Below are 22,655 nucleotides of genomic sequence, written 5' to 3' on the forward strand. Positions count from 1 at the left end.
TTAATTTCTTGTGAGTTAAAAAATCAAATCTTTCTCTTCTTTGAATCTTTATCCCCGGCAGGTGCGGTCATTCTGACTCCTGTATTCTGTCTGATGCTTTCTTATTATGTTTCTATCAATGTAAAGAGATTAAGGATTTACTGAATTCCTCCTATAGTGGTATTCATTATGTAACTAAAATATTCAAAGTAAGATTCAAAGTCATCAAAAAATACCCATACATAACCACAAAAGTAGATAGCTCTGGCACTACCGCCAAATAAACTGTCTACTTTAAAGATATGCAGATAGAATTTTGTAATTTTTACATCTAAAACTTAATCACATCTTTACAAATCCTAGTCTCTAGGAAATTAAATTTCACTGACTTCTAACCAAACTTTACTAAAACTTTATTTTTTTATGCACAAAATGTTTAATTACAGTTTTAAGTATATTTTGTTACAAATAATAAGTAAATTATTATACTATAAGTACTGGATAATTTATGAATTTTTCATAAAGCTTACTATGTAAAACTTTTAAAAATAGCTGCAATTTAATATATTCAGATAAATAAGATATATAGATAATCAAAGTTAAAGAAAGTAAAATCCACTTTTTCCACTTTTAATTCTAAAAAATAACCTATAGATATTATTTTTAGTCATTTTATTAACCAGAAGAGATATTAAAAGGATTTAAGAGATCTAACCACAAAAAGACTCACTGTTAAAGGTTAAAGAAGTATCTAGCCTTAAAATCACAATCATGAGAAATTAAGCAAAATATCTCAAATCAACCGACTACCGCTAACTACTGCCTTCATTTTCCTGATTGTTAACTGAATTACGGGTATTAGAAGCAGGACGTGTGCCTGCATTACGTACATTCACGACTTTACTAAGTAAATCGAACCAAAAGGGCGCGCCCATAGCAATAGCAATACCACTAACTATCCAGCCAGGAATTAAAGTTATAATTTTAATGGTTGGAAACGCTTGGTTTGAAGCACGTTTCCAGTGAAGTTGCTGATTTAAATTTACATCAGTCCAACCAATAGGCAGAGCAATATCGGTTAAAACTCTATCGGCATCGCTTTTCAATGCATCTATGGTTTGATTTTGATTTTTTATAACAATTTCTCCTGCGCTATTGGTAATCGTATCTCGCAAAGCAGAATCTTTTGATAGTCTGTTTACCATATGAAATGCATCTGCATTGGCAGCAGTAGCAATAGCCAAGCCAATTAAAATTGCAACTCCTTTGGCATTGCGTTTATACACACCAGAGGCTCGCTCCATAGAACTATTAAATGTATTTTCAATTTCTAGTCGTAATGCATTCATCCCCTCCTCTGCAGTTTTCACTCTTGTTTGAGCACGTTTTGCCAAAACCTCAAGGTTTTTAACAACAGATGGTGGTAATGTTTCTATTGCTTGCTGAATCCCTTTAAAGGTTTCGCTGTCTTTATCTTTGATTGATGCTTCAATTTCTTGATAAATAGCACTACTCATCTTTACTGCTTCCACAACTTCATTAATATTAGGCCGCAGTTCCCCTAAAGATATAGCTTGCTCAATATCGTCAAAAATATCTTTTCTTAAAAATTTTAGTCTTCGACAGGTTTTAGCACATAATTCATTATCTGGCATCTGCATCTGAAAAGTCTCTAAATATCTATCAAAACTTTCTGCCATGCGATTTAAACTAGTTTTTAAACTAGCCTTTTTTTGCTTAAAATTTTCAATAATTTTCTTAAATTCTGTGTCTAAATTTTCAAACTCATCATGCATATTTTTGAAAAAATATGTTAAATTTTCATCGGTTTCTGTTTCCTTTGGTAAGACTAAAATAATATTTTTAATTTCAGATAGTCTTTCAATTTTAAATTTCTCTAGCCTAGATTCAGTTAACTTTTCTACTAAGAAAGGTATTTGCAATGTTTCAACTAGAGTAGTAGCAAAAATATCGGCAGGGATATAAGAAGGGCCGCTATGTTTATGATCACCAAAAATACTTTCACCTTGCTTCATACCTGGTCTGGGTTTTTTGATAGAACGATACATTGAACCAATAGCCCAGGTAAGCTTGCGAGGTAAGGTTGCAAATAATCCTTTTGCTTCTTGATTGATATTTTTAATTAAAGGATTTGCATAAATTTTATTAGCTAGTTGGATAACTTTAGCTTCCTCTGCGTTCTGCACATCACCAGCTAAAAGGATTTCAATTGATTTTTTTAAGTGTTCGGCACGCCATTGAAAAACAGTAGCAATAAGTTCCTGGATTTCTGAGGCTAATAAGCTTAAAATTAAATAGATAAAAATTAAACCGATAGCTACATCTAAAGTAAAAGGTAAGTTCATTACTTGCCTCAACAATCGCTTACTATAAATTGTGATTGATAATATTCATATCAGTTTATTCAATCAATACTTATTAAATAAATTTAAAATATATGTCGATAAATATGTCAAAAAATATTATGATTAATTAGTAAAAATTGAGTTAGCGTATAAATCCAAACGTAATTAGTAAATTTTGTAAACAAAACTAGATTAAAGATAAACTGAAACTAACACAAGGCAATATTTTTACATTAGTAGCAACAATAGAGGCTCGTGAGCGTCTGTTTGTAATCGAACCAGCAAGCAAAATCATCATCCTAAACTATGCAAGAAGGAAGCTTTACTTGGGGCAGTCTCGAAAAACAGTATCGGGCGCTAGAGAAATGGATTGATTGGACTTGGGTAATAGTGCTGCTTGCAGCAGCAGTATTAATTTTTACCATAAATCTCGGTCAATTGCCACTGCGAGATTGGGATGAAGGTACTGTGGCACAGGTTGCTCGCGAAATTTGGCGTGCCCCAACTGGTTCCATGCGTTGGCTTTACCCGACATTGGGAGGAGAGCCTTATCATAATAAGCCGCCGTTACTCCACTTGCTGATTGCTTGGTCTTACTCTTTTTGGGGTGTGCATGAATGGACAACACGCTTACCTGGAGCAATATTAACAGCTATTTCTGTGCCATTACTGTATTGCATTGGTCGTGAAATTTTTCGCCGACGTGTTTGTGCAGTTTATAGCGCTTTAGTTTACCTGACGATGCTACCAGTGGTTCGTCACGGGCGTTTAGCGATGCTAGATGGGGCTGCGGTATGTTTTTTTATGTTGATGATGTTGTGTTTGTTGCGATCGCGCCGTGACTTACGCTATTGCCTGGGTGTAGGCATCGGTTTTGGGTTGATTTGTCTGACTAAAGGGATGTTAGGCATATTGTTGGGTGCTATAGCAGTTGCGTTTTTGGTTTGGGATACACCGCGACTGCTGACTAGTGGCTATATGTGGATAGGAATGCTAATTGGCATTATTCCTGTAGCTGGTTGGTATGGTTTTCAATGGTGGGAATACGGCCATACTTTTACAAATGTCGGGATGCTCAATCAATCACTGAGCCGCATTTGGACATCTGTAGAACAACATTCGGGGCCACCTTGGTACTATATATTAGAGATTTTGAAGTATACATGGCCTTGGTTGCTGTTTTTGCCATCAAGCTGGCGTTTATCCTGGGAAAATCGCAATCTCAGCTGGGCAAAACTTGTACTATTGTGGATGGGAGTATATCTAGTTGCTATTTCTTTGATGGGGACTAAACTTCCTTGGTATGTTTTCCCAATTTATCCCAGTCTTGCTTTAGCAATCGGAGCAAAGCTAGAGGATATTGAGAATATACCTTTACTGTCATCCTATCCCCGTGCATGGGTAGTAATTTTGGGGATTCTAGCAGTGGTGGCAACTGGTGGTAGCATCTATTACGGTTGGGGAGGTTCGCCAAGTCCGGATTTACAACTCATTTTTGCTACTGTTGCGGTGACAATGGCTTTAGCTGCTATTTTGGTAGAGCAAGGCGACAGGCAATTTTTGAAAGTTTTGTTATGGGGAAGTTATATTTCACTGCTGTTGTTGATGAAATCTAACTACTGGGTTTGGGAATTAGGAGAACGCTATCCAGTCAAACCAGTTGCTGCTATGATCCAACAGCAAGTGCCCCCAGGCGTAAAGATTTACACTTCTAATCCCGAACACCGCCCATCACTAAATTTTTATAGCGATCGCACAATTATTTCTGCTTCTATTAGAGAACTAGAACACTATTGGCAATACAACCAACAATCCTACTTCTTGCTAGATGAATCTGCTTTTGGTACTCTTCACCTGGATTCTATAAGGTTAATTGACCAAGTCGAGGGCTGGAAGCTTGTTACTAAGGATACAAATAGATTGTGAATGGATATTAGTTAGTAGATAGTAGTTGGTGGTGGGTAGAGACGCGAGGAACTGAAGCGTTTCTACAATTACTACCCCTCTGCTCCTGTTGCTCCCCATCTCCCCTACTTTTTCCTAGCCCCTAATCCCCAGTCCCATATTCCCTAATCATAAATAACTAGTCACTTTGTATATTTTTTGATATACTGGCACTGAAAACTGTGGAAGAGGATATAGATCCCAGGAGATGCACTCACTGGGATTTTTTTCCTTGTTCTGTGGTTGTTTCTATTGCTGGTGGCAGTGAGTCATTGCTTGTGGTTTGCTGACTCATAGCAATGATACCAAATAACACAGCGCTACTGACAACGAAAGCTAGTACGGGATGTTTGGGAATGACGAAATCTCGTATGATTCTAGCTAAGGGTCGGCTTTGGCGACGCAGGGCTGATGAAATCGCTATTTGTTTAAAATTAAAAGGATCGCGGACGTAATGCCCGCTCTTGCAAACGACTAGTCTTTCCTGACAGTACGGGCAGGTAAACAGTCCTATATATGTTTGAACGGATTTGGTTGTAGAATGCTTTTGGCAAATGGGGCAAGTTACATAATGGCGATCAAAAGTGTGTGTATTCATCTACTTTAGTTTTTTAGTACACTTACTTGCTCTATAAAAATAGCTATATTGTTTTTTTGCTGAACTCACGTGTAGATTTCCCAGCATGAGTGAGAGTTAACTGGGAATTACACACTTGAGATGATACTATTACTTTAATACTAGTATAAATAAACTCATAATAATAAATTAAGTATGTATGGTGTGTGCTAATCCTGTTATAGAGCATTGACCATCCATTCTCTCATTTAAGCATCACCACTACATAAAATTGGAATATTAGAAAGTTTTTAACAAAAGCTTTTTCAGAAAAACACAGAACTCAAAACTCAAAGTAATTACACGTTAGTAACGGAACGTGGTTATGAAAATAATCAGTGTATTCACTTAAGACTCTATAAACCAACATCTCTAAGTGTCTGCACAATCAAGAATCTTCTAGACTTTAGCTATTGACTTTTTTGTGTGACTTGTGACAGAGCATTGTGAGTTTTTTTCTTCGTGAGTTATATAGTAGAAATACTACATATTAGAGTCTTTACTTGTCTGCTTGCTAAATAATGCCTCACAATAAAAACTAAGACATAAAATTTAAATTTTTTATTAGATTTACTCCTCATTCAATGACTCTCCTGCCTCCCACAAAACTCAGGAAGGTAAGTGAACAAGCTGCCTTTCCTTCTCCCGTTGCTTTAACCTATCTATTTAACCGTTTTCAACCATCTCAAGAGACAGTTGTACTACTTCTGGCTGTACTCATAGGTGGAGGCAGCGGTATGGGTGTAGTTACATTTCACTACTTAATCGAGCTGATTCACCGCTTGATGCTAGAAAATGTGATGGGTGCGATCGGTGGCTGGGGCGCTTGGACTTTAGCCTGCATTCCCATCTTGGGGGGATTAATAGTAGGTTTGATGCGCTGGCGAACCCAAGATTTTGGCCCTGGACTTTCATCTTTGATTGCTGCATCACAAAAAGGAGAAATCAAACGACAACTGCGCCCGGTTACAAAGATGATAGCAGCAGCAGTTTCTCTCGGTAGCGGCTCTTCTTTAGGGCCAGAAGGGCCAAGTGTAGAAATTGGTGCTAGCTTTGGAATGCTGTTGTCTGTAGTGTTACAAGTATCGCGAGAACGGCAACGTTTGCTTTTGGGTGCTGGTGCTGCTGCTGGCTTGGCTGCTGGTTTTAATGCCCCGATCGCCGGTGTTTTTTTTGCTTTAGAGGTGGTATTGGGAGCCACATCTTTTGCTACTTCGGCAGTAAGTGTGGTGCTCTTGGCAGCAGTGGTGGCGGCGTTAATTGCTCAGATTGGTTTGGGAGCGCAACCTGCTTTTACTTTACCTGTTTACCAAGTTCGCAGTCCTTTAGAATTGCCACTTTATCTTGGTTTGGGTTTGTGGGCAAGCTTGGTGTCTTTGACTTACACTCAATCAATTCGGCTCCTCAAAGCCACCTTTGCGGGCAAGGTACCGGGTTTTGCTTGGCTGGGGAAAATACCGAAGCCGATTCATCCAATTCTTGGCGGTGCGATCGTTGGTGCTGTGGCTTTGTACTTGCCACAAATTTTAGGTATTGGTTATGAAACAGTAGAGGCGATGCTTCAGGATGTGGAGTTTTCGCTGCAACTTTTACTATTGCTTTTAGTTGCAAAGTTGGCAATGACAGCCATTAGCGCTGGTAGCGGTTTTGTTGGTGGTGTGTTTGCACCAGCGATGTTTTTGGGTGCTTCTTTAGGTTCTGCTTATGCAAAAATTTTGGCCAATTTAGCACCAACAATTAGCGATTTTATGGCTGCTCCTCCAGCTTATGCAATGGTGGGAATGGCAGCAGTGCTGGCTGCAAGTGTAAGAGCACCATTAACGGCAATTTTATTGCTATTTGAATTAACACGAGACTACCGCATTGTTTTACCATTAATGGCTGCGGTGGGTTTAAGTGTATGGCTAGTCGAGCGGATCAAACCTACTTCCAACTCTAGTTCCAATCTTCAACAAATAGGTCTTTCGGATTTGAAAGATGAGCAGGCAGAAATTGCACAGCAAATCATGGTTGAAGAAGCTATGCATCCTTGTCCAAAAAAGCTCTTGGCAACAATGCAAGTCATAGAAGCTGCTTTGGAAATGATCCGCGATCGCGCTCGCAGTGCTTTAGTTGTTAATGAAGTTGGGCAATTAGTTGGTATTGTGTCTTTAGAAGATATCAATCGCGCCCTTTATGCTTGGCAAAATTACCCAGATTCATCTGAGGAAGTTAAGCGCAATTTATCCAATCAAATTCTCAAAGATATTTGTACCACTGATATTCTCTATGCCTGGCAAGATGAACTCTTATCCGAAGCTTTAGATCGTATGGCTGTTCGAGGTTTACATCAACTACCAGTAGTAGCACGAGACAATCCCGAACAAATTTTGGGTTTATTAGAACGGGAAGAAATTGCTTTAACGTGCAAAGTGGCACTCATGCGCAGAAATTTTCGCCATTATTTACCAGTGGCAACAAAACCAGATGTTGTCATCAGTCAATAGCCATTAGTCATTAGTCATTAGTTTAGATAAGGACACGACATTAGTCATGTCCTTTTTTTAGTCCTTTGAAAGGAGAAATAATATAGACTTCATGAGGTAAAGCCCTTCCTTCAGTGCTCGGTTAGGACTGGCGAACCAATGACAAATGACAAATGACAACCGACTTTTAAGCTACTGTCTCCAGAGCTTCAGAATCTTCTTTATCCTCTGTGTCTATCTGTCTCAAACGAATATGCTTTTTGCCCAAAGTAATGATAAACTCATCTCCGGGTTTGAGATTCATCTGCTTTGTATAAGCAGAACCTATTAGCAAGTTACCGTTAGACTGGACACTAATTCTATAACTAGCACTACGTCCTCCCCGACCATTTGCACTGGGAGCACTATCTAACTGAATGCCTTCGGCATCAATTAGAGCATTCAAGAACTTCATCATATTGACACGCTCTATACCATTTTTGGTCACGGTATAGTAGCCGCACTGTTTAGCTTTTTCTTCCTTACTCAGGTTTTCTAGCTCTTTGACTTTTTTGAGCAGATCTTCACCAGTTAGGGGTTCAATTTTTTTCGCTTTAGCCATCAACTTAGATCAAAAATGAACGAACGATTGACAAAGTTTAGTCGATTTTATTTTAACTGACCTTGAGGAAATAAGAAAACAATTCTTTAATTTTTTTATTTCAGCTACTGCCAAGTATATTACACAAAGAGCAGAAAATTTTTGCAGGCTTTACCAATCTTCCCTCGATAAAGTAATATTCAAAGAATTTTACCCATGCTGATAACTATCTGTAGTTTGTGAAGAACTGCTACACTGTATTTGTTTAAGTTTCCTAAAGCTTAGAAGATTGCCTATTGGCATTGATTTAATAATTGACACACAGAATGATAAGTAAAACTGATCCTTAATCATTGGTCATCAGTCATTGGTTATTAGTTACTAAGGACAAATGGCAAAGGATAAACAACAAAGCTAACCAAAATGAAATTAACAACCAGAGGACACTACAGTGTAAAGGCTTTATTAGATTTGAGCTTGCAGCCGGAGTATGGCCCGGTTTCTGTCAGAGCGATCGCCTCACGACAAGATATTCCTGCCCCTTACCTAGAAAAACTACTAATAGAAATGCGTCGTGCAGGTTTGGTAAAATCAATTCGCGGTAGCATCGGCGGATACAAACTAGCACGAGAACCGGCACAAATTTCTTTAGGGGAAATTCTAGAAGCAGTTGGCGAAACTATTGAACCTCTACCTCATCACCAAGCTTCACGAGGACAAGCTGAAGATTGGGTAACATTTACTCTTTGGCAGAGATTGCACCAAAAATTAAAAGAAGCATTATACAGTATTACTTTGGCAGACCTTTATTATGATGCTCGTAGTTGGCAAGCTTCCCTTGGAGAAGAAGCTAGTTTTGTTGTTTAGTCAATTTTAGGGACTAGGGATTAGGGACTAGGGACTAGTGATTGGGTAGTAGAATCTCCACAGATAAATTACAGCGGATTTCAAGGAGCGTGAGGTACAAAACTTTAGTCTCAAAGTCATATATAATGCCTGTTTTACTTCTGACTTCTGACTTCTGGCTTCTGACTTCTGCTGTAAAGAAATGACATCTGTTATTGTTCTAATCCTTGCTGCTGGTTTAGATTACTTAATTGGCGATCCTTGGGGATGGCTTCATCCTGTACAAGTGATGGGGTGGATAATTTCTCGCTTCAGCAAATTAGCTCTGAGATATTGTCAAAATTCTCTAACACAACGTTTAGCTGGAATTGTGTTAGGCATAATTTTAATCATAGGTAGCGGCATTGCTGGCTACTTAATAATTCAACTTGCCAGATGGCTGCATCCATTCTTAGGTATTGCGATAGAAAGCATTCTTCTAGCTAGCTGTTTTGCTCTGAAAAGTTTAAGAGTAGCAGCCCAAACAGTTTTACAACCTTTATCATTAGGTAAAATCCAAGATGCTCGCTCTATTTTAAGTAATTATGTTGGTCGAGATACAAAAAATTTGACCGAATCAGAAATATTGCGAGCCGTTTTAGAAACAGTTACAGAAAATGCGATCGATGGGGTAATGGCTCCTCTTTTTTATGCAATTATTGGTGCATTTGTGCCAGTTGTGGGTTCAGTACCCTTTGCTTTAGCATATAAAGCCAGCAGCACCCTTGATTCAATGGTGGGTTATCGCCAAGCGCCCTATACTTATTTGGGTTGGTTTAGTGCGCGCTTGGAAGATGGCTTAACTTGGCTTCCCTGTCGGCTAACGGTAATAACTTTAGCACTGCTGTCGGGTAAACCTTTGCACGTCATCAGAATTTGTCGCCGTGATGCACCGAAAGATCCCAGCCCTAACTCTGGTTGGAGTGAATGTGTTTATGCTGCAATTTTGGGCGTACAAGTAGGAGGTACAAATTGGTATGGCGGTGTAGCCAAGCATAAACCATTATTAGGAGATAACATTCATGCGATCGCGCCAATTTTTATTACTAAAGCTTTACAACTAACTAAATATTGTTTTTTGCTGTGGTTAGGGGTGAGTGCTCTATTGCTAATCAAGAATTAGGGACTAGAGACTAGGGGCTAGGGATTAGGAACCTAGTACCCGATTCCTGATTCCCAATTCCCAATTACCAATACTCAGTTAAGTTAATCAGGGAGATATATGAATATTTCTACCAATGCAAAAGTAGTTGAGATTCTCTCATCAGAAGAGCTTCGTCGTACAGTGAATCGCCTGGCATCTCAAATTGTGGAAAGGACACGCGATTTATCGCAATTGGTATTAATCGGTATACATACCAGGGGAGTGCCATTAGCACAATTGTTGGCGCGTCAAATTGAGGCGCTAGAAGGTTTATCTGTGTCAGTAGGAGCGTTGGATATTACATTCTATCGAGACGATCTCGATCAAATTGGCTTGCGCACTCCTGCTAAAACCGATATCCCTTTTGATTTAACTGGCAAAATTGTTGTGCTTGTCGATGATGTTATATATAAAGGACGAACTGTTCGGGCTGCGTTAAATGCTGTGAATGAATATGGTAGACCAGAAGTAATTCGTTTAGCTGTATTAGTAGATAGGGGACATCGGGAATTACCTATTCATCCAGATTTTATTGGCAAGCAACTGCCTACTGCTAAAGAGGAGATTATCAAGGTTTACTTCCAAGATACTGATGGACGAGATGCGGTGGAGTTGATTGGGAATTAGTTTTGATGCTTTTGGTGCGATCGCGTTATCTAACACTTTGTCTAAAGAGACTTGAGCCTTTTATGGATGATTACATATAACGGCTATACAAACTAAACCTGGATAAGTGAACTTAGTTTGTGTAGCCGCAAATTTGTCTTTATCTATTTACCCAAAAGGTTGCCCCCAGAGTTTCCAGTTTTCTTTATTAAATGGAGATTTCCATTTTTGAATGAGTGCCAGTTCTAGCCTTTGGCGCGATCGTGTTTTAGTTGGTGCATCCCACCAAAAGGCTATATTCACTGCTGTTTTTAATTCATAACGATAGTGCAAGTCCAAGTAGTTTTCAATGTATTGCTTACAATCGTGTACACCTTTCCATCTTTTATTAGATTTACAAGTTTCTCCGATATAGAGTAACAAGTTTGCAGCTATGTCTATGACAAAGTACAGACAGGCTTCACCAGGGTTATCTGTTGGCAATCGATAAAATGATAAAGAACATGGCGACAGATTAAACGGATCGATCGCATCAGGATCGACGTGTGCTGATGGCATTTGAAATAAGGTAGCTTGTTGAGTTGGTTTGCTTGCTCTTACTTGTTGTTGATGGATGGTGATTTGTGATTTCCACCCTGTTAGAGTCTTCTCATCCATCAGCAACACGGGTGTTCTAGTTGGAGGTGCAGAACTAATTTCCGAGAGTGAGAACAAGTCAAGTTGATTAGTTTCCAATCGCAATCCCCAAAAACGCAATAATTTGGGAATGCTAGCACTGGAGAGCTAGATTTTGAAACAGTAACTTTGTACTTCTAGTTGTTGAAAAAGTCAGTTTAGATCCCCGACTTCTGGTGAGAAGTCGGGGATCTGTCGCACTAATCCACAAAGATATCTCACCGCACGGCTAACTCTGGTTGTAGCCACTGCTTCTGTGATTGCTTTTCAAATGGATAATTCGCAATCTCAGTTCCTATGCCTTTATTAGCGGTTAACAATAATTCATCTCGTTGCTGCCAAACAGCAAATATTTTTTCCCTACCATCATTCAGCGTCTCTGAGTCGATTTGATAAAACTCGTTTACCCGCTTTAGCTTCAAACCCAGTAATTTTAATAATCGACTGAGTATTTTTAACGCTGAGATATTTTCATTCTTTCTCACTAAATTAATACCAAGTGTTCTTTTGATATCTTTGCTAAAATTAACGGCGTTGTTTTGCAACAAAATTAACTCAGTATCATTTTCAGTAAATTTTCGTTCTGGTTCTAGAAAGTTGAGTACTCCTAAAGCCCTTAATACTTCTACTTTCAGAGTGTAAATTTTTAAGTCTGGTAAAAAAACTTTTCCTTCACCCAAAATTAATTGTTGATGCCATTCCTGTTTATCTCTGATGCGAAAATACTCACTTTGATGTGTAAGATAATAATGAGTTAGTAATTGACCATAATAACCTTTGTCATCCCATAACTTAAGTTGAGGGGTAACATTTACACCATATCTTTGTCTAAGGATATATTTATCAATTTGATTCCGCTCCTCATCGGTTAGTGAATGTTTAGCTAATAGCCGCTCGTATTCTAAGTAATCAATATCTTGAGCATTGACTACAGCATTTGCTGCTGCTAATTGATTTTGTTGCTTAATTTCTCTAAATTTACGCTTAATATCTTTGGCTTTGTAGCGCCTTTGCAACCAATCTTTTTGTACTTTGACAATTTCTATAATCAGCCTTCTACGAGTTTGCAAATCATTCGGATCGGTTGCTAAAAATGCCAGGCGTAAATCTCGAATAATATTATTATGAACTGCGCTACTACGCGTTTGAATTTGATGACCATCATTCGTTAAGCCATCTTTCATTGATTCTCGATATAAGCTAATAGAAGCATTGACTCTTGCTGCTAGTTTTGCCCAAGTCCGCAAATGAATTGGATCGTAAACTAGTGGTAAATCCACATCTATGTGATGCAGGGGACTAAGTAAAGATAAGTTCTCTTTTTGATTTTCTTGATACCAATAAGATAGCAACCGATAATTTGTGCTGCCAGAACCGATTAAACCAATACCGCGCTTGGCACACCAAACTATTCGCGGTACATTATCGCGCACTCTTGATAATGCCTGTCGTGCTTCTGAGTCAGGAATCACTCCTTGAAAAATTCCGTAAACACAATCAAAATGTTTAACATCAATACTAATTCCTGTTCCTAGACTAGGAGTGACAAAAACAGAATTATATTCGGTAACTTTATGATTAATAGCTGCTATAAAATCGGCTGCTTCATGCCCAGGAGTATTAGTAGTGAGACTACTCACGACTAAAGTTTTAGGAAATTGTTTTTGCAATTTTTGTAAACGCTCTTTTAGATAGCTTGCTATCGTTTCACAACTATAACGTCCAGAGCGACTATCAGTTGTAACATAGCATTTTCTTCCTGCAAGTAAATCCAATTCTAATTGATGAATTAGTGAAGTTGGATTAGGGGAATCGTAAAAAGTTACGTCCCAACCTCGCTGGGGTTTCCATTGATTAACTATTACCCACGGTGTTAGTTTAATTCCTGCTAATGCTTGTAAATATTCTAAAGAAACATCTGATAAATCGGCGTCTTGAGCAATAACTAATCCACCTGTAGTCAAAACTGTAGAAACTAGCTGCTGGAATACCTTTAAGATTTTGACACGTTTTTCTTTACAAGTACTGCTATTCAGTAGATGCCATAAAGATTGCTCTACTTCATCTAAAATGACAACTGCTCCTTGCCAATCTTGAGGATGAAGTTTCCAAAGAGAATCAACACACAATCCAAGAGACTTGGTAGATGTGGTGGTTTGGAAGCGTTCTGAAAAAGGGGAAAGTAATTCAGCAATCCCTTCTTCTGCTACTCTTGCACCCTCTACATCTTCTTTACTCATTCCCCATTGAATACCAATTTTTTCACATAAAAATCGCCCTAATTGGATTCTATGAGTTATTAATAAAACTGGTTGATTTCTGCTTTTGACTCGCTTGACAAGTGCTTGCAGGGCTGTAGTTTTACCTGTTCCTTTTGCTGATTTTATTCCTACCAATCCAGAATCAGGAAAATTTATTTCTCCTAAATAACGACAGTCAAGAGTAATTGCCGGAGCAATAGTTAATTCACTATGGGGTTTTGTTTGAGCAAGATAAATTTCTAAATCTACACTTTGACAATAAATTTTCTCAAAAGCACTCGCACTTTTAGCAACAATAAACTCATCAACTCCTTTTTCCATTCCCGGCAAATCGATGACTCGTACCGGACAATTTTTTGCCTGGAATAAAAAACCTAGTTGAGAAATGGCATTGTTTACCGCAGCAATTTTGTTGGGTTGAGTTTCAAAATCGAAACAAATGTAAAATGTGCGCTTTTTAATCGCAAACGCAGCTAAGTCGGGTATGAGCTGACGACTGATAACTTTGCCAAATTCATCTTTGGTGACGCGGTAACCACTGGTAATTCCAGGAATGCCTATAGCTACATATCCTTGTGTTAATAGTGCAGCAGCTTTCTTGACACCCTCACAGATAATCACGGGTATGCTTTGTTCTATCACCCATTGCCAAAAACCCACAGCCTCACCATTTTCAGCTATGCTGATATTTTCGGGCATAGCTAGATTGTAACGCTGGGCAACTTGCTGCCATACGTGCAGAGGAACTCGCAGACAAAAGACTCGCGTCGGTGTGCAGGGAGGATGTTCGTATTTTATAGACTTGCCTTTCTCATTTAATCGGGGCTGGCTTGGCTTAAAGCAACCCCACTCCATCGCTTGCCAATTATTCAGGGGATCTAGCCCAGAACACCACCAACCACCGGAGGCAACGTGAGCGTACCGATGGAGCCAGCCACTCTTCACCATGCCTGTGTTAGTACGTGGTAAATGCTCAGAAATTAACAGGTAATCATAAACTGTTTCATCTTGAAGAGAAATAAAGTTAAGTTGAGCAATGTGTATATCTATACTACTGCTCTTGACAATTTCTTCAAGGTGTTGGGGGTATAAATGGTACAGATGCATTGGTGATGCAGAGAGAAGAGACAATGAACTTAACAAGTTAACACGCCTCTACTTTTTTTGTTGGAAGTAATTTTGACGTTTTTGCTTTGCTTTTTTTAATCAGTTATTAGTGATACAGCGTTTCATCTGAAAGCAAGTGTTTGTGTCTTTTTTATCGTTATACTAATAAGTTTGTATTGCTATAATTTATACCTATACAACTTACTTATAAGTGTTTTCACGATTGCTTTGGATGATATCAACTTTTTTTGAGAAGGAGTGATAATTAAACCTAAACTGTTGAGGAAAATCAGTACACAGGTATTACATTTGCATCCAAAGACTCGTTGCCTTCATAGCTTTAAGTCCTTACCTGAAATATCCTGACTATTTAGGCATGAGTCTGGAAGAGCCTATTTTAGTTCGGTTCTAATGATCCCAATTTTTGCAGTCAAACATGAATGAGATCATCTACCTGTGTGGAGACATTACAATTGCTGACTCTTGTCAAGATCAGCGATCGCGACTGGAAGCACTAATTGAGGAGTTGGGTTTATCCTCGGAAATAACTCTACCTGGTTTTGTTTTGAATCCGTGTGCCTATACGTTCAATGATGCGATCGCTTCTTACCCAAACTGCGCGATCGCCCTTTCACAATTGCACAGGGATGCTTTTAGACATTGCTCAAGATGGTTAATCTTGTCCTAAGTAGGCGAGTGGAATCGAACATAAGGCGAGTTACGAAAAGTAACTATGCTTGAAATCTTTACCAATGATAAAGGACAAATGACAACCCTAACTAGTTAGCTTTATTTTTACCGACCTACTTAATCTTTCTTCTTACTATTCTCTTCCTCAATACTTTTACGCAGTTCAATAAATTGTTTACCGGCCGATGTTATTTTTACATAGTTAGAAAGATTATTTCCTTTATAAGGGATATCGCGAATTTCTTCTATATCATCTATGTAACCTATATCTCTTAGGAAATATAGCTCTCGTTCTAATTTTGCTGATAAATCATAATTACCATAGCTACCAGAATTAATTTTTTGGAGAGTTTTATACATTGATTCTGGCATTGTTAAGATGAATAACTTATCAACTCTGCTCTTAGTTGTACTCAATTTTTTGTTGAGAGAATTGATTTTGTTGTCTATTTTATCCCGGTCAAATGTCAGTGCAATTACATCATCTGCTCGCGGTATAAAAAACATTAATAGAGCAATAAAAATCAATGCTGCTATGATTAATACAGAACCTCGTCCCGAAAATAACATCACCAGCAAAATGCCTTCAATGAAAGCAAGGCATGAAAAAGCAGCCCACCACTTTGTGGAATATTCTTGAGTCATTACTTACTCTCCTAAGAAGTTTCTAGAGAAGTATTTCCTGCGGTTAAATTTAATTATAGTTTTAATTTTTAGGGACGATGAAGTTAAATCTTATGATGTCTTGATAATAGAAAAATTGGCTTAGAAAAAGTATAAATACTTAAATATTTGGGAAAGAAATTGAAAAAATCAATAAAGTAACACATTCACCAAATTTACTAGAACACTTATTTACCGCCCAAACTGAAAATATTAACCCTGGCGATTGGAAATCGCAGCTACACAGACAAAACCCACCTCCGTGGGTTTAATTTAGTTAGCCTGCGGAGGCAGGCTTAGTTTGTGTAGTAGCGAATTCTATTCGCCCAAAACTTCTTGTATCAAGATTGGTTGGGCAATCGACGCTAAAGCTTGGCTTGGTTGAGATAGATCTGTGATGCTTTATGCGATCGCCTGTTGTTCCAATGGAGTGTAAGGCTTGTAGGTGATGCTCAACCACCGTGCGATCGGCTTCCAGGATTGCAATTAAGGCTTCATCTAGATAGAATTCTGGATCGGCAGCAAGTTTTTCTCATTTGAGTCGGTAGAGTTCTAACGTGTAGGCTTGAAGGCGATCGCTAGCAGAACCTAGTTGTTGAGCAATATCTTGTAGAGTTTTTTCTATACCGCTTAACCACCGATTTAGGACTGCTATATGTAAAAAATTTACTGTAAAAATCTAATTGTAAAAGGATAGCGATAATGTTGTCCTTTATAGGCTTTTATAGCAGCAAAAACTACTAAAACTAATTGCAACAACATTAATAATGAAATTAATATACCTAGAACAGTTATTAAAGTATTAAAAACTATTTCTAATTGTTGCGATGTCATATCAGTTGTCAAGGCAATTCCACAGGTTGTAAAAACTAAAAATAAGGAAATAATAATGACAACTAAAGTATAAATTGTCAGCGAAAGTTGAAAATTTAAAGCTTCTTTGCCTTGGAAATCAATCCAAGGGTTTTGTGCCTTTTTCCACCGCCAAATAATTAGTGGCCCTAATAAATTGAGTAAAGGTAGATATACAGGTATTCCGAGCAATACTAACAAAGCCAGTGGTATCCATAACAAAGCTGAGAGATGACACAGCATTGCCCAAATGCGTATTTGCTTGTTGTCTTGTTCTCTCATTGATTTTTTGGTGGAATTATATAACAATTTTCCACCATAATAGTATGTAAAAATCTAGACAAAACTTAAAATCTAAGAATTTCTTGGTCGTAGTTTTCTGGAAGCGGTTCTATTTCCCAAACGATACCTTCACCAGGTTCTAAAGCAACTTCCACAAACAGTTGTTCTACAGCTGTTGTGGCTATATCTTCGTTATTGGGAAAAGGTTGTAAATCTTCAGTGAGTAATTTGAGTTTAAAACCTCCAGGAATAGCTGCTCCTGGTGCAGCGTTGTGCAATTCAAAGCGCCAAACAGTTGTGTCTGATTCGCTTTTTGGTGTGATGCACAACTCATACACTTGCCCGGCGATCGCTAGCTGACGAGAGAGGATAGTTCCTGATTGTATTTCTTCTACACTCCTTGCCCCAGCAGGGCTAAGTTGTAAATTCAAGCTATGCCAACCGAGTTGCTGTGCCAATTGAGAAACACCACTTTCCAACCATTGTAAAACCGACCACTGTTCTGCAAGTCCTATACGTCGTTGATATAAGCTTTGTCTCCAGCCTCCATGTTCGATTAATGCTCCCCATAGTTGAAAAGGCACTTCTAATCGGGGTGTAATGATTTCTGGTTTTCCCAAGCGAGAAATCAGATTTTGTGCTTGTTGTGGCGATAGGGAGGGCAAGGGTTGAATAGAACTGCGAGTACGTTCTTTGGGAGAGAGTTCTCGCACTACTGCTAAAGCGCTAATGTCGCCAATAATTTGATTACCGTCAAGAGAATATGTGCGATCGCCTGGCTCGTAGTTGTTATGACTTTTGAGTTGTTCGTGGAATAGCCCCAAATCCTGAGATAAGGCTCGTCTGGTTCGACTTGAACTGCTAGATAATAATCGCCCGCCCAGCTAGGGATATCGATCCATTCTTGCGGAACTCGCAATTCACTGCTATCGATTTCTTCGCTAGGAACCAATATTAAACGTATGCCGTCTAGGAGGATTGCGCATCCACTTACCAGCTCCCAAAAGCTAGGTAAAGCAGTGGTACTTGTCCAAGGCTTTGCCTGAGCAGCAAAATTTTGTTGTAACCACGGCAAGATGGCACTCAGGCAAAGTTTATTCAAATAGGCATAACAATGTTTCTCTGGCTTTTGTCAGGGGAAGTTTCTTGTGCAGTTTGTTTGATACAACTGTGCATACTCCGCCGCAGTTTCGCATCTGTTGCCCAACCACCGAAGTGATCGGCATCGAATTGTAAAAAAGTAGAAAAAATTTCTATCACACTTTTGCGAGGATGCATAAAAATATACTATTTTCCCTAAGTTAATATAGTGAGGATTTAAGTACAAAAGATACTTCCTCAAAAATTTACTACAAGGGGCCAAGAATATGTTTCGGTTAGCTATGAAATCTTTGGCTCTGAGCGGCATTGTAGCAGTTACTACTACAACTACTTCTTTAATGCGATCGCTACACGGGTGCGGCGGAAGGTGGGCATTGCTTAGATTTGACTCAAAACCTTATTTTGACTTACGGGCAATGCCCACCCTACGGTTCTTACTGTTCCCTGTTCCCGACTATCAAGACAGGGGGCTATGGTCTCTCGTCAAGGTATTAAATTGTACTCTTGTGTAACTTGAATTTTTGAGATTAGCTTAAAATAGCTCACTGAACTAGATAAATTCTCATTTTGTATTTGTTATGTCTTAAGTGTAGTTACTAAATATAAATATAATAAATAATACAAAGATTTTAATATTAACAAGTAATAACAAATTTATCTTCAGTTCTTAACATATGTTATAAACTTTTTTTCCGAAAACAACTACACAGCCGTTGTAGTATTAGCATTAAATTACCACATTGGCTTAAGCTTATGTTGAATAAGGATATTCGTGCCTTAACAAGCAAAAAAACATCGATCAAATTAGCGTGCCTGCTTGGAATTATTGGTGTTACAACACTAATAAGTTCTCCTGTTTTAGCGAGAAGATTCTTTCCACGCTTTGCTTTGTTTCAACCATCAGCTTATAAAAACTATCCCTATCGTACCTCCAACAGTACTATTGCTGATACTCTAACCAAAGACAAAAAATTTGCCAATCTAGTCGATGAATTGAAAGAAGCTGGGCTTTTTGACTCGCTCAAAAAACCGGGTTATTTCACAATTTTTGCCCCAACCGATAGTGCTTTTGATTCTTTATCTGATAACGTCTTCAAGCGATATAGCCAGCCAGAAAACCGGATTAAAGTTTTAAAATATCATTTGGTCACTGGTGAAATCACTCCCAAGCAAGTGAAAGATGGGACAATTAAAACGCTAGAAGGTACAGAAGTGAAAATTAGCGATCGCCCTGATGGCACAGTTCAGTTAAATGATGCGATCGCCCAACATCCCTCTACCACTACCACAAATGGTGTGATTATTGAAATTGACCAAGTACTTATCCCAGGTGACTTTTAGCGTCTACTTAATAGCATTTCTCACTCATGTATTTACAATGTAGTCTTTTTCTCGTTACCAGTATCCTCATTTGACGGTGGTAACGAGAAATATTTCCTATTAAATTCTTAGACAGAATTAATTACACAACATTATTTTCCCCAACCTTGTTCCCTGTCTCCTGTCTCCTGTTCCTGTTCCTTATTGCCAGTTGCCGACAACAACAAAAGGTGCCCAGAAATGGGGATTGCTATACTGTTTATCTTTGAGAAGAGCTAGTTGTGCTTGCTGGAGGGCTTGTGCTTTATTGAGCTTTGTCTTTTTGGCTTGTTCTAGCTGAGTGTACAATTCGCCCATAAATTTAGCAGTACTCTCATCTTGCACTGACCACAATGTTGCTAATGTACTACGAGCACCAGAGCGCACTGCAACTCCCGCCAGCCCCAAAGCAGCCCTTTGATCGCCAATTGCTGTTTCGCAAGCACTAAGAACTAATAATTCTATCGGTCTGCGAGGTTTGAGTGTATTGTCTTGTAGTAAGTTACCCAATTGTTTAACATTAATGCGTCTATCCCAAAATAGGATAAAAGTATCTTCAGCATTGGAGCTAAACTGAGCATGAGTAGCTAGGTGAACGATCGGAAAAGAAGAATCATCAATCTCAGTTTGAATTTCTTTGCTAGTAAATTGATTGTCGATCAGCGACTTAGTTGAAATTCCCAGCTTTTTAATTCTTTCTAGTTCTAACGGTACGTTAGGCAATGGCTCAAAACCTTCATGTGCTGGTAAATCATTGCGTACCTTGCTTAATCCTGCGGTTAAGGCTTGAATCTTAATGTCTGTCAAGGGTTTGGGGTTGAATAGTTGCAATCCAGGAGTTAAGGCGATCGCATACTTTTCTAATAAATAGTTTTTACCATCGTGCAGCACAGCCATCGGAATGTTCCGCAGTTCTCCATCCAGCACAAACACTAGAGTTTTAGCTTTACTGTTTGCCAAGTCTTTTTCTAGGGGACGAATCAGCCAGTTATAAACTGTTTGGTAGTAAGGTAAAGATTCTTCAATCTCGCTTTGAGGAACCCTAAGAAAACGCTGCATCTGTTCTACAGTCTTGTCGAGTTCTGTTTTAGCTATCTTAGTTGTATAAAGCTGGGGAGATTGTTTCGGGAGACTGAGAATTACCTCTAAGCGATCTGGCAAAACAATTGGATAAATAACTGCGGCGCTAGTATCTAGTTCATCAATATTTCTGGGATTTGCCTCCACACAAGCTTCGCGAAAGAAATTGTTGATTTCAGCCAATTGCAGAGATTCAATCACATCACGAGCTTGAGTAATGTGTTTTTGACTTTCTTTATTTTTTCCAGCTTTCTTTAAGGAATCAGCATACTCCAACTCTAACTCAACTAATTGTCGATAAACTGGTTCGACAGTATCTCGAAAAGAAAACTGTACTTCTGGATTAACCGCTACTAAATCGCTGCGTAAAGACTGTAAGGCATTATAAGCTTTGGTATAAGCAGCGATCGCATCTGGAGTATCTCCTTGTGCTTTACGTATCCTGCCTAACTGCCAGAAGTACTCATAAGCTATGTGTGGTGCTTCCAAGCTAGAAATTATACCTAAAGATTGTCTGGTAAATTTTTCTGCTTGAGATAAATCCTCCTTGTTACCGCTGTTCGCTCTCATTTCATACAGTGCACCGCGACTTCCTAAAGCGTAAGCTTCGGCTTGGTAGTCTCCCAAACTTTTAGCTTGTGCAGCAGAGCGAGTTAAAATTTGGTCAATTTCGTTGAAAGTAGGAATTTGAGAATTTGCTTTTACTTGGAAGTTTTCCGTTTGTCCTAATTTCACTAAACTCTGAGCTAAGTTGATTTGCTGATAAATTCTAGTACGACTTGGTGGTAAGTTACTGAGTTGAGAATTCAAAGATGTCCATAAAGCTTCTGCTTCAGAAAATCTTTTTAGTTTGATTAACAAACTAAGTTGATTTAGTTGTGCTTGCTGTTGCGTAATTGGAGATTTACTCAGCTTTACTACTTGGCTATAAGCATCTAAAGCTTTCTGGTCATAATTTTCTCGTCTGCGACGTACCCTTTCGCTTTCAGCTAAAGTTTTTGCCGTGTTGCCTATACTCAGATAAGTAGTAGCTTCTTCTTCAGGAGAATTCAATTTTTGAACCAAATTTAAACTGCGTTCCAAAACAACTTCCGACTGTTCTGATTGTCCGATAACTCGCAGCAGTTCACCCAGACTTCTCAAGCCCACTACTAAAGTTAAAGAAGGTGATTTGTTAGTATTTTTGCCCAGCTTATCTGTCAATTCTTGAGTACTTAATTGACTGAACTCTTGACAATTTCTAACTTCTATTTCTTGATTTAAAACTTCCAATAAAGTATTACAAGCGCGGGGATAAAGTCCCAAATCTTGCATAGCTTGAGCTTGATTGATTTTGCTCTGATCTAATTTATTTTTTTCCTGGAGTTGACTGTAAATTTTTGTCGCTTCTTGCCAAGTACTGAGAGCATCTGCTGCTCGTCCCATTTCCCTTTGCAAATTGCCTTGAATATCTAAACCTTGAGCCAAAATTTTTAATTTTTCTTGGCTCTGTGGCTGGGATTTAAGTATAGATAAACTATCTTCACTAGCTTTTTGAGCTTGCTCCCACTGTCCTAATTGTTGATAAGCTAATGAAAGATTGCTCAAAGCCATTGCTTGGTTTAAGCTATCTTTTTGAGTAGCAAAAGCAGCCACTACTTTTTCCCATGCATTTGCAGCTTCTTGAGTTTTACCTGAGCGATATAGTTGGATAGCTTTATTAGCTAGTTGTCTGGCATCCTGCTGAGTTTGTACAATCGAGATTACTGGTGGAATTGTGGCGACTACGGGTGGAGTTGCTGCTGAAAAAAGAAACAGCAAACTTGCCAAAAACAATGAACGTTTTTTATAAATTCTTTTGACCAAATTCTTTAACTTGCGAATAAAAACGGTTTGATTAAGCCACATATTATAAACTCCATCTCCACTTAGTTTGAGAAATTCACAAATTTTAGAAAGGCGCAGGGCAAGCCGCAGTAGTTTTGGAAGAAGTGCGTTGGGGAAGATTGGTAGCAGTGGGG

At 38.6% G+C, this 22,655-nt stretch carries 17 protein-coding genes and 1 pseudogene; 8 read left to right on the forward strand and 10 right to left on the reverse strand.

What is annotated here, in order from left to right; genetic code table 11:
- Positions 1-791: 791 nt before the first annotated feature.
- On the reverse strand, positions 792-2,345 hold the full coding sequence (locus UYC_RS0103055) for a hypothetical protein (protein ID WP_016873171.1): 1,554 nt from the start codon (positions 2,343-2,345) through the stop codon (positions 792-794).
- A gap of 306 nt (positions 2,346-2,651) precedes the next feature.
- Here UYC_RS0103055 and UYC_RS0103060 point away from each other — a divergent pair, with 306 nt between their 5' ends.
- Positions 2,652-4,271 (forward strand): ArnT family glycosyltransferase, encoded by a 1,620-nt coding sequence (locus UYC_RS0103060; RefSeq protein ID WP_016873172.1) that lies wholly within the window; start codon positions 2,652-2,654, stop codon positions 4,269-4,271.
- A 232-nt stretch (positions 4,272-4,503) separates the two neighbouring features.
- Here UYC_RS0103060 and UYC_RS0103065 read toward each other — a convergent pair whose 3' ends face one another.
- Entirely contained in the window at positions 4,504-4,887 is a 384-nt protein-coding gene (locus tag UYC_RS0103065; RefSeq protein ID WP_016873173.1) for a hypothetical protein, read from the reverse strand.
- A gap of 602 nt (positions 4,888-5,489) precedes the next feature.
- On the opposite strand from UYC_RS0103065, the gene UYC_RS0103070 reads away from it, so the two are divergent.
- Entirely contained in the window at positions 5,490-7,391 is a 1,902-nt protein-coding gene (locus tag UYC_RS0103070) for a chloride channel protein (RefSeq protein WP_016873174.1), read from the forward strand.
- A gap of 166 nt (positions 7,392-7,557) precedes the next feature.
- Here UYC_RS0103070 and UYC_RS0103075 read toward each other — a convergent pair whose 3' ends face one another.
- Positions 7,558-7,971 carry an AbrB family transcriptional regulator gene (locus UYC_RS0103075; RefSeq protein WP_016873175.1) on the reverse strand — a complete coding sequence of 138 codons (414 nt, stop codon included), beginning with the start codon at positions 7,969-7,971 and terminating at the stop codon, positions 7,558-7,560.
- Between the two features lie 402 nt (positions 7,972-8,373).
- On the opposite strand from UYC_RS0103075, the gene UYC_RS0103080 reads away from it, so the two are divergent.
- The 3 genes from UYC_RS0103080 to pyrR all read left to right on the forward strand — a co-directional run bounded on the left by UYC_RS0103080 (position 8,374) and on the right by pyrR (position 10,606).
- Entirely contained in the window at positions 8,374-8,817 is a 444-nt protein-coding gene (locus UYC_RS0103080) for an Rrf2 family transcriptional regulator (protein ID WP_016873176.1), read from the forward strand.
- 181 nt (positions 8,818-8,998) lie between these two features.
- Positions 8,999-9,958 carry an adenosylcobinamide-phosphate synthase CbiB gene (cbiB, locus tag UYC_RS0103085; protein ID WP_016873177.1) on the forward strand — a complete coding sequence of 320 codons (960 nt, stop codon included), beginning with the start codon at positions 8,999-9,001 and terminating at the stop codon, positions 9,956-9,958.
- Between the two features lie 99 nt (positions 9,959-10,057).
- Complete coding sequence (pyrR, locus tag UYC_RS0103090) at positions 10,058-10,606, forward strand: bifunctional pyr operon transcriptional regulator/uracil phosphoribosyltransferase PyrR (protein ID WP_016873178.1); 549 nt, start codon at positions 10,058-10,060, stop codon at positions 10,604-10,606.
- A gap of 147 nt (positions 10,607-10,753) precedes the next feature.
- Here pyrR and UYC_RS0103095 read toward each other — a convergent pair whose 3' ends face one another.
- Together UYC_RS0103095 and UYC_RS0103100 are read right to left on the reverse strand one after the other, a co-directional pair.
- Complete coding sequence (locus UYC_RS0103095; RefSeq protein WP_016873179.1) at positions 10,754-11,341, reverse strand: hypothetical protein; 588 nt, start codon at positions 11,339-11,341, stop codon at positions 10,754-10,756.
- A 137-nt stretch (positions 11,342-11,478) separates the two neighbouring features.
- Positions 11,479-14,628, reverse strand: coding sequence for a plasmid replication protein, CyRepA1 family (locus UYC_RS0103100; protein ID WP_016873180.1), 3,150 nt, complete (start codon positions 14,626-14,628; stop codon positions 11,479-11,481).
- A gap of 436 nt (positions 14,629-15,064) precedes the next feature.
- Here UYC_RS0103100 and UYC_RS37435 point away from each other — a divergent pair, with 436 nt between their 5' ends.
- A complete protein-coding gene (locus UYC_RS37435) occupies positions 15,065-15,316 on the forward strand; it encodes a hypothetical protein (RefSeq protein ID WP_127011324.1) in 252 nt (83 codons plus the stop codon).
- A 119-nt stretch (positions 15,317-15,435) separates the two neighbouring features.
- Here UYC_RS37435 and UYC_RS0103105 read toward each other — a convergent pair whose 3' ends face one another.
- The 4 genes and pseudogenes from UYC_RS0103105 to UYC_RS0103120 form a co-directional block, all read right to left on the reverse strand.
- Positions 15,436-15,963 carry a hypothetical protein gene (locus tag UYC_RS0103105; protein ID WP_016873181.1) on the reverse strand — a complete coding sequence of 176 codons (528 nt, stop codon included), beginning with the start codon at positions 15,961-15,963 and terminating at the stop codon, positions 15,436-15,438.
- A gap of 684 nt (positions 15,964-16,647) precedes the next feature.
- Positions 16,648-17,115: a DUF4870 domain-containing protein gene (locus UYC_RS0103110; RefSeq protein ID WP_016873182.1), complete on the reverse strand. Its 468-nt coding sequence runs from the start codon at positions 17,113-17,115 to the stop codon at positions 16,648-16,650.
- Between the two features lie 65 nt (positions 17,116-17,180).
- Positions 17,181-18,223: pseudogene (locus UYC_RS35260) on the reverse strand (DUF1822 family protein); the annotation flags it as partial.
- Positions 18,214-18,393, reverse strand: a complete 180-nt coding sequence (locus tag UYC_RS0103120; protein WP_016873183.1) for a hypothetical protein — start codon at positions 18,391-18,393, stop codon at positions 18,214-18,216. The pseudogene UYC_RS35260 and the gene UYC_RS0103120, both read right to left, overlap by 10 nt.
- A gap of 89 nt (positions 18,394-18,482) precedes the next feature.
- Between UYC_RS0103120 and UYC_RS37440 the strand changes: the two genes are divergently transcribed.
- Both UYC_RS37440 and UYC_RS0103125 read left to right on the forward strand, forming a co-directional pair.
- Positions 18,483-18,728: a hypothetical protein gene (locus UYC_RS37440; protein ID WP_127011323.1), complete on the forward strand. Its 246-nt coding sequence runs from the start codon at positions 18,483-18,485 to the stop codon at positions 18,726-18,728.
- Between the two features lie 241 nt (positions 18,729-18,969).
- Entirely contained in the window at positions 18,970-19,557 is a 588-nt protein-coding gene (locus UYC_RS0103125; RefSeq protein ID WP_016873184.1) for a fasciclin domain-containing protein, read from the forward strand.
- Between the two features lie 180 nt (positions 19,558-19,737).
- Here the strand turns inward: UYC_RS0103125 and UYC_RS0103130 are convergent, their stop codons facing one another.
- Complete coding sequence (locus UYC_RS0103130) at positions 19,738-22,542, reverse strand: CHAT domain-containing protein (protein ID WP_026087340.1); 2,805 nt, start codon at positions 22,540-22,542, stop codon at positions 19,738-19,740.
- Positions 22,543-22,655 lie beyond the last annotated feature (113 nt).

The organism is Chlorogloeopsis fritschii PCC 6912, assembly GCF_000317285.1.
Classification (GTDB): Bacteria; Cyanobacteriota; Cyanobacteriia; order Cyanobacteriales; family Nostocaceae; genus Chlorogloeopsis; species Chlorogloeopsis fritschii.